Below are 15,555 nucleotides of genomic sequence, written 5' to 3'. Positions count from 1 at the left end.
GGCGATGTCTGTTCGGGACGCTGGATGGTGGTGCGGGAGGGCTCAGAGGGCGACCGTCGGGTAGTCCTTGCCGATCCAGTGGGCGAGCCTGACTGCGTACTCCCGCTGGAACGCCAGCGGACCGGACGCGGTCTCGTACTCGTCGTTGTAAAGGGCGATGAAGATCGTGAGCGTCAGGAAGAAGTGCGCGCCGAGCTCGAAGAGTCGCGTGTAGTCGTGCTCCACGAGCGCGCGGCGCTCCTCCTCGGTGAATGAGAGCCAGCTGGTCTTCTCGACTCGGTTCCCTGTGCCGAGCCACTGGCCGTACTCGGCCTCCCATCTCGTGACCAGGCCATCCGGATCGGCCTTGTATGCCGCCAGAAGCTCGGGGTCGCGGTCGACCTGGTACAGGAACTTGTTCACGTAGTACTTGCTCATCGCGGGTCACCGCCCGGGTACCAGGTCATGTACATCTCGCGGGTGTGGAAGAGGTCGAGCTCATCGACGTAGGAGGCGGGAATGGCGCCCGCGATGCCCATCATGAGAATGAGGTCCATGAAGCCGTGCGTGGCGTTGCCCGCGCCCGCCATCGACTCGTGCGTGACATTCTCGAGGATCGCGTCGATGTCGCCGGCGGCCAGCCAATCGATCGCCTTGCGGTCGAACTCGGGGTCGGGGCCGGTCTCGCCGAACTGCCTCGGTCCTCCGAGCTCGAGCGACAGGTGCCCGCTGCCGACGGCGGCGATGCGCAGGTCGCTGGGATACTCGTCGATGATGCTGCGGATGGCCCGGCCCAACTGCCAGAAACGCTTCGGGCTGGGCAGGGGCGGGGCGAAGATGTTCGTGTAGATCGGCACGACGGGCAGATCTGCGTCCGGCCGTGTCGTGATGATCGGGCAGATGATCGAGTGGTCGAGCTTCAGTTCGTGGCTGACGGAGAAGTCGAATCCCCGGTCGAGCAGGCCCTGCAGCATGTAGCCCGAGAGTTCCTCGTGGCCGTCGAGCACGTAGGGCGGGATGCCGAACTCACGTTCCTCGTTGTAGAAGATCGCGTCGTAGGTGGGCTGCTTGCCGATGAGGAAGGCGGGGTAGTTGTCGGAGAAGAACTGGTGGAAGTGGTCGGCTCCGACCATCACGAGGATGTCGGGCTTCGCGACGGTCAGCGTCTCGCGGTAGGCCTCGACCTTGCGCTTCCATTCGTCGGCCTGGGGCATCCGGCTTTCGGGCGGCGCGGTGGTGGCCTTGAGATAGAAGGGGTGGTGCGTGGTCGCTAGAACGGCGCTCAGTTCTGCCATCGTCAGGCTCCTTCGCCGGATGCGTCGGTTTCGCCCGATGCGGGGGCGGGTGGCACGTAGACCGCGTTCCGATCGACCGAATAGTAGACGTCGGGGCCGATCGGGCTGACCTGCTCCTCTCGGATGTGACCGAGCAACCCTGCCGTGCGGGCGAGCAGCGCGAAGCCGCGCAGCATCGTGACCGGCAGTCCGAGGTCTGCGAGGGCTGCGCCGGCGACTCCCGCGCCGTTCAGGGGCAGGTTCTTGCCGAGCACCTCGTGTTGCACCCGCCCGATGGCGGCGAACAGCCTCAGGTGCGGGCCCAGGGTGCCTTCCTTCGCGGCGATGCGCATGATCACGGGGGTGCGCGGATCGCCGTCCTTGTGCACCGGATGGCCGAGTCCGGGGATGCGCCGCTTTTCGGCCTTCGCGGACAGCAGTGCAGTGCGCGCCACCTGATCCCATTCGGCATCGCTGAAGGCCGCGGTGTCGCCAGTGAGGGACTGCACGATCGCGTCGAGGTAGAGGCCGGTGTCTTCGGTGACCCCCAGAAAGCGCGAGCCGCCGCCGAGCAGGCCGGCCGCGACGGCCCCCTGCAGCGAGTCCGGTGCGCTGTAATAGGTGAGCCGCGCGGCGATCGCGGTGGGCGTGAAGCCATGGTCCGCGAGCGACACGAGCACGGCTTCGAACACCCGACCCTCGGCCGCGGTCGGCGGTCTCTTGGCGACGAGCCAGAACGCAAGCTCGCCGAAAGTGACCTTGCCGAGAAGATCTGCGCTCAGATCCTGGCCCAGCAGTGAAATGCTCGACAGGTCGCTGGTTCCGATTCCGGTGGGGTAGTCGGTCATGATCTGAGCCAGTCCTTGATCTCGGTGTCGTCGGCGCCCAACGCGGGTGGGGCACTGCGGTAGGCGGGTGGAGTGAGTGAGAAGTCGATGGGATTTCTGATCATCGGCACTGCGCTCTCTCCCTCTCCCACGAGCACCACGGGATCGAGGCCGAGGCTCTCGGCGAGGGCCACGCCTCCGTCGATGGTGTTGATCGGCCCGCAGGCGACCCCCGCCCGGGTCAACGTCTCGAACCACTCGGCGACGGATGCGGTCGCCAGGGCCTCGAGGAGCAGGGGGCGCAGCGCCTCGCGGTTGCGGTTGCGCAGTTCGGTCTTCGCGAAGCGGTGGTCGTCGGCCAGTTCTGCGAGCCCCAATGCGGTGGCGAGCTTCACGAACTGGGCGTCGTTGGCGGCGACGATGACGATCTCACCGTCGGCCGCGGCGAGCGGTTCGTAGGGGAACAGACTCGGATGCGCGTTGCCCATGCGAAACGGAACCTGCCCGCCGGCGACGAAGGTTGAGCTGTGGTTGGCCATCGCCGAGAGCGCCGTCGACAGCAGATTCACCTCGACGTGCTGGCCCTCGCCCGTGTTGTTGCGGTGGTTCAGGGCGGCGAGGATGCCGATCGTGGCCTGCATCCCGGTCATGATGTCGAACACCGAGACGCCGCTGCGGTAGGCGGGTCCGTCGGATTCGCCGGTGAGGCTCATCAACCCGGATGCGGCCTGCACGATCAGGTCGTATCCCGGCAGCGACGCCCCGCCTTTCGAGCCGAATCCACTGATCGACGCGTAGATGACGGCGGGATTGAGAGCCGCGACGGAGTCGTAATCGAGCCCGAACTTGCTCAGGCCGCCGGGCCGGAAGTTCTCGATCACGATGTCGGCACGCGCGGCGAGCTCTTGCGCGAGTGCGCGGTCGGCGTGGTCGCCGAAGTCGAGCACCACATCACGCTTGTTGCGGTTGATGCCGAGGAAGTAGGTGGAGACACCGTCGCGCTCGGGTGGCACCCAGTCGCGGGTCTCGTCGCCCTTGGGACTCTCCACCTTGATGACGTTGGCGCCGAGGTCGGCCATCAGCTGCGTCGCATACGGGCCGGCGAGTACGCGGGAGAAGTCGGCGACCACGAGCCCCGCTAACGGGCCGGGTCGTGGGTTCGTGTGGGGGAATGGAGTCGTCATCGTCACCATATCTGCATTTGCGGACAAACGTCCGCCATGCGGACATGTGCTCAGTATGCGCCGCGAGGTGACGGTCGTCAATGGTGCAGGACGGACCTCCGGCTCACCGGCCGACGATCTCGCTGAACGGCCGACCCTCGAGCCTCGCCCAGTCAGCCGAGATGTGCGCAGCCGTCTCGAGAAGGGGGGCGAGGTGCCGCTCGATCAAGTCTGCTGTCGGCGTCTCTGCCGCATGCACCGTCACGTTGGCGGCTGCTCGAACCGTGCCCGATCCGTCGCGCACCGGGGCGGCGATGGAGCGCACGCCGGGCGCGAGCTCCTCGTCGGCCAGCGCCCAGCCGCGTTCGCGCACGAGGGACAGCTCACGGTCGAGGTCGGCGCGGTCTCGGGGTGCGATGACCACCCGCGACAGGCTGGGCTGGTCGAGGGCGAACTCGAGCGCATCCGGGGCCAGCCATGCCAGCAGCACCTTGCCCTGCGAGGTGACAACCGCGGGAAACCGAGTGCCGATCTCGACGCGCAGCGCAATGATCTTCGGCACCGCGACCCTGGCCGTGTAGACGATGTCACTGCCACTCAGTTGAGCCATCGACGACGACTCGCCGGTGAGGTGCACGAGGCCCTCGAGATGAGGCTTCGCCACCGTCCAGAGCCCCTGTGAGCTGACGAACGCGTAGCCCAGGTCGAGTACGCGGGGGGTGAGCTCGAATAGCGACGCGTCTTGGCGCACGTAGCCGAGCTCGATCAGGGTGGCGAGGAGCCGATGTGTCGTGGGCCGCGCGAGGTTCGTCTCGGCGGCGATCTCGGCCAGCGACATGCGGGGGCGGCCGTCGGAGAACGCTCCGATGATGTCGAAGCCGCGCGCGAGGGCTTCGACGAAGTTGGAGGATTCACTGCGGCCGGCCATGCGGTTCCTTTCGCGCGCTGTGCCGCCAGTATCGCTTACGCGGCGCGAGGCCCTTGTGGCCCGGGCGTCCCGGCCGCGCTCAGTGGCGCCCGGCCCCGACGTTCGCGCCGGGAAGGGGCTTCGCGGCACCCGAGGCGAAACCGGATGCGGCAACCAGCACGACGAGGATGAACAGCGTGTTCAGCAACCCGATGTGCTCGCTGACAAGGCCGAGGAGCGGGGGACCGGCGAGGAACGCGACGTAGCCGATCGTCGCCGCCGCGCTCACCCGGGCCGCGGCCCGGGCGGGATCGTCTCCGGCGGCCGACATACCGAGGGGGAACCCGAGCGACGCTCCGATTCCCCAGAGCGCCGCGCCCACGAAGACGAGCGGCAGGTTCGGCGCGAGGATGAAGAGGAGGAGCCCGGCGACCGCCGCGAGCGAGAGCACCCGGAGCACCAGAACCCGGCCGAATCGGTCGACCAGGGGCCCGCCGAACACGCGCACGACCGTCATGCTCACCGAGAAGACCGCGAGACCGAGCGCCCCGAGCTCCTGCTGGGCCTCGTGACCCTCCACGACGCCCAGCGCCAGCCAGTCGTTCGCGCCGCCCTCGGCGAACGACATGCCGAGCATGACCACACCGAGCGCGTAGGTGCGGGGCTCCCGCCACGCCGAAAGGGCGACGTCGATGCGTTCCCGCCAGCTCGAATGCGCAGGACTCTGCGCGGAGTCGCCGGTCTCGTTCCGCTTCGGCACGTTCGCGAAGCTGACGACAGCGACCAGGGCGAGCACGACGGCGATGACGCCCAGATGGGTGACCACGTTCCATCCGGCGCCGATGAAGACGACACCGAGCCCCGCACCCACGACCGTGCCGGCGCTGAAGAACGCGTGGAACAGGGGGAGGAGCGTGCGACTCGACTGCGCCTCGATCGCCGCGCCCTCGACGTTCATCATGACGTCAACGGATCCGTTGCCGAAGCCCCACAGCACGAGACCGGCGGTCACCAGCGGCACCGAGCCCGCCACATCCGTTCCCACACCGATCAACGCGATGCCGGTCGCGAAGACCAGGATGGCGCCGAGCATGCCGCCGCGTGCGCCGAACCTCGCCGTGATCAGCGACGAGAGCGAAAGCCCCACGATCGAGGCGATCCCGCCGATCAGGAGCATGATGCCGACCTGCACGTTGTCGATATCGAGGGTCTGCTTGATCGCGGGAACGCGCGACGCCCATGTCGCCACGCTCAGACCGCTCGCGAGGAAGATCGCGAAGATCGCCGTGCGCCATCGGACGAACTGGGAACGGGAGAGGACGAGTTCCATGTCGTCAGCGTACCGAATCGATTCGATGACCATGACCGCGTCGGTTACCATCGGAGCACCATGAACGCGCGTCGGGCAACGATCGCGGACGTCGCCCGGGTCGCCGGTGTCGCCGCCTCGACGGCGTCCGTCGTGTTCAGCGGCAAGACGCCGGTGTCGGAATCGACGCGGCAGCGCGTGCTCTCCGCCGCAGAAAACCTGGGGTACACCGGCCCCGACCCCCGGGCCGCATCGCTTCGACGCGGGCGCTCGGGCATCGTCGGCGTCGTCATGGGTGATCGCCTGCGCACCGCGTTCCGCGACCCGGTGACGACCGTCATGCTCGACGGCCTGGCCGAGGGAGTCGCCGCCCAGGGCGCGGGCCTGCTGCTGCTGCGCGAGGATGCCGAAGGCGGCGGTCCGAGCCTGCGGACGGCGCCCGCCGACGCCTTCGTGCTGGTCGGCTGCAACGGTCGCATGCGCGAGTCGCTCGACGCGATCCGCGGTCGCGGCATCCCGGTGGTCGTCATCGAGGGGGATGCGGGCGAGGGTGTGCCGCAGATCCTGCTCGACAACCGCGAGGCACAGGCCGAGATCGCCCGGCACGTGCGCGATCTCGGGCACGAGGACGTCGTGGTCGTCTCGCTCGCGGTGGCGGCCGCATCCGCACCCGGCTGGGTCGATCCGGACGCGCCGATCACCGTCGACGTCACGGCCGATCGCCTCCGGGGCGCGCGCGATGTGTTCCCGGATGCCCGGGTGTACTCCGCGAGCCGCAGCTCGATCGACGACGGCTACGCGGCCGCCGTCGCGGTACTCGCCACCCCCGGTGCGCGGCCGACGGCGATCCTCGCGCAGAGCGATCTGATCGCCGCGGGTGTCATTCGGGCGGTGCAGGATGCGGGACTCGTGGTGCCCGACGACATCAGCGTGACGGGGTTCGACGGGGTGTGGGTCGATGGGGTCGCGCCCCTCGAACTGACCACGATGGTGCAGCCGGCGGCCGACAAAGGACGGGCAGCCGGGGCCGCGATCTCGGCGATGCTCGCGGGCGAGCCGCCGGCCACCGTGCACCTGTCTTCTACGTTCCGCGCGGGTAATACCATCGGCGCCGTCAAGAATCCGACGGCGCCCGAGGGGCTCATCGCCCCGTAGAATGGCTGCAGACACCCCGATCGCCTGAGTCCTCCCGTCACTGCGGAGGCCGACGACCCCGAGGAGGCCGCAATGCTGGTGCTTCTCGCTGCGTTCGCCCTGGTGCCTCTTCTTCTTCCGCTGCTCGTTCGCCGCATCGGACCCCGCGCGTTCTACGTCGCCGCCGTCCTTCCGGCGATCGCGTTCGTCGACACGCTCTGGCGCACGCCCGATGTGCTCAGCGGCCGCATTCCGTTCGAGTCATACGACTGGATTCCTCGGCTCGGCATCGCTCTGTCGATGCGGATGGACCTGCTCGGCTGGGCGCTGACCCTCGTCGTCACCGGTGTCGGCGCGCTCGTCATGCTCTACTGCCGCTGGTACTTCCAGGGCAAGACGAACGGGCTCGCCCAGTTCTCGTCGGTGCTGCTCGCATTCGCCGGCGCGATGTACGGGCTCGTCCTCACCGACGACCTCGTCGTGCTCGTGATGTTCTGGGAGATCACGAGCATCCTGTCGTACCTGCTCATCGGCTACTACAACGCCCGCGGCGCGAGCCGGAGGGCTGCCCTCCAGGCGCTTCTGGTCACCACGCTCGGCGGACTCGTGATGCTGATCGGCGTCGTGCTGCTGGTCGTCGAGGCCGGCACCTCGAGCATGTCGGCGATCCTCGCAGCGGCCCCGACCGGCCCCGTCGTCAACGCGGCGCTCGTGCTGCTGCTCGTCGGCGCGCTCAGCAAGTCCGCGATCTTCCCGTTCCACTTCTGGCTCCCCGGCGCCATGGCCGCGCCGACCCCGGTCAGTGCGTATCTGCACGCCGCCGCGATGGTGAAGGCCGGCATCTACCTGATCGCCCGCTTCGCCCCCATCTACGCGATCGCCGAGCCGTGGCGCCCGATCGTCGTCTCGCTCGGTGTGTTCACGATGCTGCTCGGCGGCATCCAGGCGCTCCGCGAGAGCGACCTGAAGCGCATCCTGGCGTTCGGCACGGTCAGCCAGCTCGGCTTCCTGACGGTGGTGCTCGGCTTCGGCACTCGCGAGGCAGCGCTCGGCGGAATCGCGCTCCTGCTCAGCCACGCCCTCTTCAAGTCGGCGCTCTTCCTCGTCGTCGGCGTGATCGACCGGCAACTCTCGACACGTGACATCTCCGAGCTGTCGGGGGTGGGCAGACAAGCCCCGACGCTCGCCGTCGTGTCGATCATCGCGGTGTGTTCGATGGCCGGCGTCGCACCCACGATCGGTTTCGTCGCGAAGGAGTCGATCCTCGCGGCATTCCTCGACGACGGTTCGCCCTGGGCGCTCGTCGCGCTCATCGGCGTGCTGATCGGGTCGGCGCTCACGGCGGCCTACGGCATCCGGTTCGTCTGGGGTGCGTTCTGGACGAAGAAGGATGCGGATGGCGCGCCCCGGGCCCGCACCGAGTGGCCCGACCCGCCGGTCGGCTTCCTCGCCTCGCCCCTGATTCTCGCGGCGCTCACGCTCGGCGCAGGGCTCGCCGCCGGGCCGCTCGACACCGCGTTCTCGCTCTACGCCGACACGGCACCGGCCGCCGGCGAGTACACGACCCACCTGGCGCTCTGGCACGGCTGGGAGCCGGCGCTCTTCCTCTCGTTGGGAACGCTCGCGGCGGGGGCGCTGATCTTCTGGCTGGCGCTCCGCCTGAAGTTCGCGACGCACCGCCGTGTGCTGCCGTTCACGGCTCCCGACGCCTACAACGCCACGCTCCGCGGGATCGCGTGGCTGTCGGTGAAGGTCACCGGTTTCACCCAGCGCGGCTCGCTTCCCGTCTACGTCGGCACGATCTTCGTCGTCTTCGTCGCGGCGCAGGGAACCGCGCTGCTCGCCGGATCGGACTGGCGCGTCGCGCTCGAGATCTGGCAGTCGCCGACCCAGCTCTTCGTCGCCCCCGTGATGATCATCGCCGGCCTCATCGCCGTCCGTGCGCGAAAGCGCTACAGCGGAGTGGTGCTCGTGTCGGTGACCGGCCTCGGCATGGTCGTGCTCTTCGCCACGAGCGGTGCCCCCGACCTCGCGCTCACGCAGATCCTGGTCGAGACGGTCACGCTGGTCGCCTTCGCGCTCGTGCTGCGCCGCATCCCGGCCCGGATGGGTGACCACAACGCATCCGTCGCCCCCGTCGCCCGCGCGGTGCTGGCCGGCGCCGTCGGCCTCACGATGGCCTTCATCGCGCTCGTCGCGACGGGTGCGCGTCAGGCCCTGCCGATCTCGCTGCAGTTCCCCGAGCTGGCGTACGACCTCGGCCACGGCCGCAACGTCGTCAACGTCGCCCTCGTCGACCTGCGTGGCTGGGACACGATGGGCGAGCTCTCGGTGCTGATCCTCGCCGCGACGGGCGTCGCCTCGCTCGTGTTCGTGACGCACCGCGCCGACACGCTCTCGGATCTCACGAGTCCGCTCGACCGACTGCCGCGCCGTCGGCCGCTGCTCGAGACCGAAGACGGCCTGCGCCCGCAGAACTCCGGTGCCACCGGGCGCCGCGCGTGGCTCGTCGGGGGGCCTAAGGTGCGCGCCGAGGACCGATCGATCCTGCTCGAGGTCGTCGTGCGGATCCTGTTCCACACGATCATCATCGTGTCGCTGTACGTGCTGCTGGCGGGACACAACCTGCCCGGCGGCGGTTTCGCCGGGGGCCTCATCGCGGGCATGGCGCTCGTGATGCGTTACGTCGCCGGCGGACGCTACGAACTCGGCGCCGCCGCACCGACGGATGCGGGCCGCCTGCTCGGCGCCGGAATGCTGATCGCCGTGGGCACCGCCGTCGTGCCGCTGTTCTTCGGGGCCGCGCCGCTGACGAGCACGTTCTTCGAGCTCGACATCCCCGTGCTCGGCCACATCGAGTTCGTGACCTCGACGATCTTCGACATCGGTGTGTACCTCGTCGTGATCGGTCTCGTGCTCGACGTGCTCCGGAGCCTCGGTGCCGAGGTCGACCGCCAGACGCAGGAGCTGCGCGAGCGGACGGGGACGGTGCGATGAACGTCTCCCTTGTGCTCATCGTCATCATGGCGGTGCTCTTCTCCTGCGGCGTCTACGCCATGCTCGAGCGCAGCCTCACGCGCGTGCTCATCGGATTCATGCTGCTCGGCAACGCGGCCAACCTGCTGCTGCTGATCGTGATGGGGGCGCCGGGCCAGGCTCCCTTCTACAGCGAGGGCACCGACTCGAGCGAGTACTCCGACCCGCTGCCGCAGGCGCTCACGCTGACCGCGATCGTGATCACGTTCGCGGTGTCTGCCTTCCTCCTCGCGCTGATCTACCGCTCGTGGCAGCTCGGTCAGGCCGACACGGTCGAGGACGACGCCGTCGACGTGGCGCTGCGTGTGCGGACCGGCGACGACGACGAAGGAATGGACCAGGCGATCGACGACGAGGACGACGACGCGACGACCGACTTCGTGGATGCGGCGAGCACGCCCATCACCGTGCTCGGAAGCCGCGACGTGCCCGGGCTCCGCGACGACGCCCCCACGGATCGCGGCGACGCGCGCCGCACGCCACGCCCGGAGGGCGGGACCGACCTCGGCACCCTCGCCCCGCCGCCTTCCCCCACTGACGGAGACGACCGATGAGCGCCCTCGTCCCGCTGCTGGTGACGCTTCCGCTGATCGGCGCAGCCTTCACGCTCGTCTTCGGCCGCCGCCGCCGCATCCAGGTCGCCGTGTCGATCACCACGCTGACGACCGTCATGATCATCGCGGCCGTGCTGCTGGTGGTCGTCGACTCCGGTACGCCGCTCGCCGTCGCGGTCGGCGGATGGCCCATCCCCTTCGGCATCGTGCTCTACGTCGACCGGCTCGCTGCTCTTCTCGTGCTCGTCTCGAGCGTCGTGCTCCTGGCGGTGCTGCTCTTCTCCGTCGGGCAGGGCGCGGCGGATGGCGACGACGAGACCCCGGTCTCGATCTTCCACCCCTCGTACCTGATTCTGTCGGCCGGCATCTTCAACGCCTTCATCGCGGGCGACCTGTTCAACCTCTACGTCGGGTTCGAGATCCTGCTCGTGGCCTCCTACGTGTTGATCACGCTCGGTGGCACCGAATCTCGCATCCGCGCCGGTGTCGTCTACATCGTCGTCTCACTGGTGTCGTCGATCCTTTTCCTCGCGGCCATAGCCATGATCTACGGCGCGCTCGGCACGGTGAACATGGCCCAGATCGCCGAGCGGATGGTGGAGCTTCCGCAGGACGTGCAACTCGTGCTGCACCTCATGCTGCTGCTGGCATTCAGCATCAAGGCGGCCGTCTTCCCGCTGTCGTTCTGGCTGCCCGACTCGTACCCGACCGCTCCGGCACCGGTCACGGCGGTGTTCGCGGGCCTACTGACCAAGGTCGGCGTGTACGCCATGATCCGCACCGAGACGCAGCTGTTCGCCGACAGCAACGTGAACACTCTGCTGCTGATCGTCGCGCTCGCGACCATGATCGTCGGTGTGCTCGGCGCTGTTGCGCAGGCCGAGATGAAGCGCATCCTGTCGTTCACGCTCGTGAGCCACGTGGGTTACATGGTGTTCGGTCTCGCGATCGCGACGCCCGCGGCTATCGGGGCGACGATCTACTACATGGTCCACCACATCGTGGTGCAGACGACGCTGTTCCTCGCGGTCGGTCTGATCGAACGCCGCGCGGGCACCACGTCGATCCTGAAGCTGCGGGGTCTCATGAAAGCGGCGCCGGTGATCGCGGTGCTGTACTTCATTCCGGCCGTGAACCTCGGCGGGCTGCCGCCGTTCTCCGGCTTCATCGGCAAGTACGCGCTGTTCGACGCCGCCGCCGAGGTGGGCACGCCCCTCATGATCGTGCTGATCGTCGGCGGTATCGTCACCTCGCTGCTGACCCTGTACGCCCTGATGCGGTCGTGGAACCTCGGGTTCTGGCGCGAGGCAGGGCATGACGAGCCCGAGGTCGAGGCGCGCGTCGAGTACCTCGGCGACGCTCCCGCCGCCGGCATCCAGACCGAGCGCCGCGTCATCCCGCGCGTGATGACCGCCGCGACCGCTGGAATGGTCGCGGTGACGGTCGCGCTCACGATCTTCGCCGGACCGCTCTACGACTACTGCGCGCGCATCGGCGACGCCCTGCTGCAGCCCGTTCAGCTCGTGCAGGTCGATGACGGGGCCGCCATCACGGGAGCGGACTCGTGAGCCCGGCCGGCAAGAAGAGCCTGATCGCGCAGATCTGGCGGCAGCTGCCGTTCTTCATCTGGCTGATCGCCCTGTGGATGCTGCTCTGGGGCCAGTTCACCGTCGTGGCGTTCCTCACCGGGCTGATCGCCGCGATCCTCGTCACGCGGGTGTTCCGACTGCCGCCCGTGGAGCTGTCCGGCCGCGTGCACTTCGGGCACCTCTTCGTCTTCATCGCGACGTTCGTCGTCGCTTTGGTGCGCGGCTCGCTGCTCGTCGCGTGGCAGGTCGTGAATCCGCGGCGGTACCCGGGAACGGCGATCATCGCGGTTCCCCTCCGGATCGACGACGACCTGATCCTCGCCCACACCGCGGTGACCGCGTCGCTGATCCCCGGCTCGCTCATCATCGACATCGACCGCGATCAGCGCATCCTTTACCTGCACGTGATCGGCGTCGACTCCGACGACGACGTCGAGGCGCAGCGGCGGAGCGTGCAGCTCTGGGAGCGACGCATCGTCCGAGCTCTGGGTTCGCGCGCGCAGGTCGCCGCCATCCGGCAGGAGGAGAACGCGTGAGCGTCGTGCTGATCCTCATCTACGTCATCTTCGCGGTCGCCGCGATCCTCACGATGTGGCGCATCGTCCGCGGTCCGTCGATTCTCGACCGCGCCATCGCCTCCGACGTGCTGCTCACCGAGCTCATGTGCGTGCTCGGCGCGGAGATGGCCATCAACCAGCACACCCGCACTCTGCCGGTGCTGCTCATCATCGCCGCGGTCGGGGTGTTCGGGTCGATCTCGATCGCCCGTTTCGTGGCGCGACGCGACGGGACGAACCAATGAACCTCGTGGCGCGGATGGTGAGCACGCAGATCGTGACGGATGCCGCCGAGTCGACGTGGAACGCGATCTTCGACACCGTGTCGGTCGTGCTGATCCTGATCGGTGCGCTGCTCTGCCTTACCGCGGCGCTCGGCCTGCTGCGGTTCCACGACGTGCCCACGCGGCTGCACGCGGCCACGAAGCCGCAGGTGCTCGGCCTCATCCTGATCGCACTCGCGATCGCCCTGTCGGTCCGGTCGTGGGCCGCGATCGCGTTCCTCGTGCCGATCGTGCTCATCCAGCTCGCGACCGCGCCCCTCTCGGCGCACATGGTCGGACGCCAGTCGTACCGCAACGGCACGGTCGACGAAGCCGGACTGTACGTCGACGAGCTCGCGGAGTCGCGCGAGACACCCCCCGCATCCGGCGGCTGACCCGGGGGTTTTCGCTGCGGCATGGGTGCGTGCTGCTGGCCTGATGCTGTCGCGCGCTAGTTTCCTGCTCCCGCGCTTCAGATCTGTGGCGCGCGAGCAGGAAAGTGGCGCGCGGGCGGAGGGGTGGCAGCGAGACGGGGATACAAGACGGGGAAGCGACCGCGGGACGGCCCGGCCGCGAGCATCTCAGTACCAGTTCGTCGCTTGCGAGTGCGACCACGCGCCGCACGGCGTGCCGTAGGCGCGCGAGATGTAGTCGAGGCCCCACGAGATCTGCGTCGCCGCGACCGTCTGCCAGTCGCTGCCGGCGGAGGCCATCTTGGAGCCGGGGAGCGCCTGCGGGATTCCCGTCGCGCCGCTCGGGTTGTAGGCCTGGTAGTTCCAGCCGGACTCCTTCTGCCACAGCGAGTTCAGGCACTGGAACTGTCCGTCGCCCCAGCCGTAGCGGTCGGCGGCCATCTGTCGCGCGGTCGCGCGGGCGCCATCCGGGGTGTTGGCCTGCGCGAGCGCATCGGCGGCCTGCTGTGCCGCCTTGGCAGCCGCGGCGGCGGCACGCGCGGCGGCAGCGTCGTACGCGTTCCGCTCCTCGGCGACCGCGGCGGTCTCCGCGCGAAGCGCCGTGAGGGATGCGGTGGCGCCCGCGACGCTCAGCGATTGCGGATCCGCGAGGCGGTCGATGCGTCCCTGCAGATCGGTGACATCGACTTTGCCCGCGGCGGATGCCAGCGTCGTGCGCGCGATCGTGAGGAAGAACTGGGCGTCGAGGTCGACGGCGCGGGGGGCGGCCGCATCCGCATCCACCACCGGCTGCGGGGTCGCGCGGTCGGAGACGGAGAGAGCGGCGACACTCTTCGCCGCGGTCGGGACGGCGGCGGCCGCGGCCATCGGGACGGCGAGCGAAACGCCCAGCGCGACGGCGGCAGCGGTCACGGTGACGCGGATGAGGAAACGGCGAGAACGTACGGGCACGGGACTCCAGGGGTCGGGCTTCCCTGCCCGCGCCGCCGCACAAGGTGCGGGCGAGCCGGGCAGGCTGAACCCGAACGGGCACCACGAAAGCGGGTGCCTCGGGAGCCCGCGTGGGGGCTGCAGCCGGGTGTTCGGGGATGCGCGCCTCCCTCGGGACGGGAGGTGCGCGACTCGGACACGGTAGGCGGGCCACCTGGGCGAAGCGTCAGAAAACCCTGATCATCGCCCGAACGGGCGGCGTGGGCGACCGGCCGATCGGGCCGTGCTCGTCAGTCGGAGGCGACGATGTCGTCGGCGTTGTCGGCGATCCACTCGAGCAGCGGCAGCATCCGTTCCATGAGTTCGCGGCCGCGATCGGTGAGCCGGTACTCGACGTGCGGGGGCACGGACGGGAACGACTCGCGCGCCACGACCCCGTCGGCGACCAGAGTCCGCAGCGTCGAGGCGAGCATCTTCTCGCTGATGCCGTCGACCTCGCGGCGCAGCTCGCCCCACCGGCGTGTGCCCTCGGACAGCGCCGAGAGGATCAGGACGCCCCAGCGGCTCATCACGTGGTCGAGCACCGTGCGCGTGGGGCACGCGGCCGCAAAAGATCCCGGATGCTGCTGCTGGATTCCCGCATAACTGACCGCCATGTCAGTACCTTACCGAAAGGTGGGTACCCCGAGGGCGGAATGTATCGACTCGTCCGATCGCTGACCTGGACGTCACCGTCGAAAGGACACACTCATGACCATTCTCGTCACCGGAGCCAGCGGCCACCTCGGCCACCTCGTCGTCGAGCGTTTGCTCGCCCGCGGAGCCGCCGCATCCGACATCGTCGCCGGCGCCCGCACTCCCGCGAAGATCGCCGACCTCGCCGATCTCGGCGTGCGCGTCGTCGAACTCGACTACGACCGTCCCGACACCATCACCGCCGCTCTCGAGGGCGTCGACCGCGTGCTGCTCGTCTCGGGCTCCGAGGTCGGTAAGCGTGCGGCGCAGCACCAGGCCGTGATCGATGCCGCATCCGGCGTCGAGCAGTTCGTGTACACGAGCCTGTACCACGCGACCGAGAGCACGCTTCCGCTCGCCGGCGAGCACATTGAGACCGAGAAGGCGATCGCCGCGTCGGGCCTGCCGGCCGTGCTGCTGCGCAACAACTGGTACACCGAGAACTACGCCGCCGATGTGGCGCGCTCGGCCGAGAGCGGCGAGCTCGTCGCCAGCGTCGGCGACGGTCGCATCTCGAGCGCGAGCCGCGTGGACTTCGCGGACGCGGCCGCTGTCGTGCTGCTCGGCGAGGGGCACGTCGGACAGACCTACGAGCTCGCGGGTGACGTGGCGTGGACGTTCGACGAGCTCGCTGCCGCGGCTTCCGAAGTGACCGGCCGCGAGGTCGCCTACCGCCGCCTGAACACCGAGGCGCACGCGGCCCTTCTCGAGTCGTTCGGCCTCGACGCCGGCACCGTCGGCTTCGTCACCGCGCTCGACGCCGGCATCGCACAGGGCGGTCTCGAAGCCACCGAGCGCACTCTGTCGGAGCTCATCGGTCGCCCGACGACTCCCCTGGTCGAGGGCCTGCGCTCCTCGCTCTGACCCCCGGACTCGGCCCCGCGC

General features: G+C 69.0%; 16 protein-coding genes. 8 read left to right on the top strand and 8 right to left on the bottom strand.

Annotated elements, in window-relative coordinates; translation table 11 throughout:
• Window positions 1-42: 42 nt before the first annotated feature.
• From LMI96_RS10115 to LMI96_RS10090, 6 genes are all read right to left on the bottom strand, one after another.
• A complete protein-coding gene (locus tag LMI96_RS10115; protein WP_223722045.1) occupies window positions 43-417 on the bottom strand; it encodes a hypothetical protein in 375 nt (124 codons plus the stop codon).
• A complete protein-coding gene (locus LMI96_RS10110) occupies window positions 414-1,274 on the bottom strand; it encodes a hypothetical protein (RefSeq protein ID WP_223722046.1) in 861 nt (286 codons plus the stop codon). Before LMI96_RS10110 ends, LMI96_RS10115 begins: the two co-directional genes overlap by 4 nt.
• A 2-nt stretch (window positions 1,275-1,276) precedes the next feature.
• Window positions 1,277-2,101: a citryl-CoA lyase gene (locus LMI96_RS10105; RefSeq protein WP_223722047.1), complete on the bottom strand. Its 825-nt coding sequence runs from the start codon at window positions 2,099-2,101 to the stop codon at window positions 1,277-1,279.
• Window positions 2,098-3,264, bottom strand: a complete 1,167-nt coding sequence (locus LMI96_RS10100; RefSeq protein ID WP_223722048.1) for a CaiB/BaiF CoA-transferase family protein — start codon at window positions 3,262-3,264, stop codon at window positions 2,098-2,100. The genes LMI96_RS10105 and LMI96_RS10100 overlap by 4 nt, the downstream gene beginning before the upstream one ends.
• A 103-nt stretch (window positions 3,265-3,367) precedes the next feature.
• Complete coding sequence (locus LMI96_RS10095; protein WP_223722049.1) at window positions 3,368-4,171, bottom strand: IclR family transcriptional regulator C-terminal domain-containing protein; 804 nt, start codon at window positions 4,169-4,171, stop codon at window positions 3,368-3,370.
• Window positions 4,172-4,250: 79 nt separating this feature from the next.
• Complete coding sequence (locus tag LMI96_RS10090) at window positions 4,251-5,480, bottom strand: MFS transporter (RefSeq protein ID WP_228361471.1); 1,230 nt, start codon at window positions 5,478-5,480, stop codon at window positions 4,251-4,253.
• 60 nt (window positions 5,481-5,540) lie between these two features.
• On the opposite strand from LMI96_RS10090, the gene LMI96_RS10085 reads away from it, so the two are divergent.
• The 7 genes from LMI96_RS10085 (at window position 5,541) to mnhG (ending at window position 12,987) form a co-directional block, all read left to right on the top strand.
• Window positions 5,541-6,614 carry a LacI family DNA-binding transcriptional regulator gene (locus LMI96_RS10085; protein ID WP_223722051.1) on the top strand — a complete coding sequence of 358 codons (1,074 nt, stop codon included), beginning with the start codon at window positions 5,541-5,543 and terminating at the stop codon, window positions 6,612-6,614.
• Between the two features lie 72 nt (window positions 6,615-6,686).
• Entirely contained in the window at window positions 6,687-9,590 is a 2,904-nt protein-coding gene (locus LMI96_RS10080) for a Na+/H+ antiporter subunit A (RefSeq protein ID WP_223722052.1), read from the top strand.
• Entirely contained in the window at window positions 9,587-10,183 is a 597-nt protein-coding gene (locus LMI96_RS10075; RefSeq protein ID WP_223722053.1) for a Na(+)/H(+) antiporter subunit C, read from the top strand. Before LMI96_RS10080 ends, LMI96_RS10075 begins: the two co-directional genes overlap by 4 nt.
• Complete coding sequence (locus tag LMI96_RS10070) at window positions 10,180-11,751, top strand: Na+/H+ antiporter subunit D (protein WP_223722054.1); 1,572 nt, start codon at window positions 10,180-10,182, stop codon at window positions 11,749-11,751. The genes LMI96_RS10075 and LMI96_RS10070 overlap by 4 nt, the downstream gene beginning before the upstream one ends.
• On the top strand, window positions 11,748-12,308 hold the full coding sequence (locus LMI96_RS10065) for a Na+/H+ antiporter subunit E (protein WP_223722055.1): 561 nt from the start codon (window positions 11,748-11,750) through the stop codon (window positions 12,306-12,308). The genes LMI96_RS10070 and LMI96_RS10065 overlap by 4 nt, the downstream gene beginning before the upstream one ends.
• Before the next feature lie 53 nt (window positions 12,309-12,361).
• On the top strand, window positions 12,362-12,574 hold the full coding sequence (locus LMI96_RS10060) for a monovalent cation/H+ antiporter complex subunit F (RefSeq protein ID WP_263317573.1): 213 nt from the start codon (window positions 12,362-12,364) through the stop codon (window positions 12,572-12,574).
• A 14-nt stretch (window positions 12,575-12,588) separates the two neighbouring features.
• On the top strand, window positions 12,589-12,987 hold the full coding sequence (gene mnhG, locus LMI96_RS10055) for a monovalent cation/H(+) antiporter subunit G (RefSeq protein ID WP_374197476.1): 399 nt from the start codon (window positions 12,589-12,591) through the stop codon (window positions 12,985-12,987).
• 186 nt (window positions 12,988-13,173) lie between these two features.
• Here the strand turns inward: mnhG and LMI96_RS10050 are convergent, their stop codons facing one another.
• Window positions 13,174-13,956 carry a phospholipase gene (locus LMI96_RS10050; RefSeq protein ID WP_223722058.1) on the bottom strand — a complete coding sequence of 261 codons (783 nt, stop codon included), beginning with the start codon at window positions 13,954-13,956 and terminating at the stop codon, window positions 13,174-13,176.
• A 269-nt stretch (window positions 13,957-14,225) separates the two neighbouring features.
• Window positions 14,226-14,591 carry a helix-turn-helix domain-containing protein gene (locus LMI96_RS10045; RefSeq protein ID WP_223722059.1) on the bottom strand — a complete coding sequence of 122 codons (366 nt, stop codon included), beginning with the start codon at window positions 14,589-14,591 and terminating at the stop codon, window positions 14,226-14,228.
• A 94-nt stretch (window positions 14,592-14,685) separates the two neighbouring features.
• Here LMI96_RS10045 and LMI96_RS10040 point away from each other — a divergent pair, with 94 nt between their 5' ends.
• Window positions 14,686-15,534 carry an SDR family oxidoreductase gene (locus tag LMI96_RS10040; protein ID WP_223722060.1) on the top strand — a complete coding sequence of 283 codons (849 nt, stop codon included), beginning with the start codon at window positions 14,686-14,688 and terminating at the stop codon, window positions 15,532-15,534.
• The last annotated feature ends 21 nt before the right edge of the window (window positions 15,535-15,555 follow it).

Source organism: Microbacterium sp. cx-59, assembly GCF_020805625.1.
Taxonomy (GTDB): Bacteria; Actinomycetota; Actinomycetes; order Actinomycetales; family Microbacteriaceae; genus Microbacterium.
Note: the sequence above shows the minus strand (reverse complement) of the source record. Positions and strands in the feature narration are given on the sequence as shown.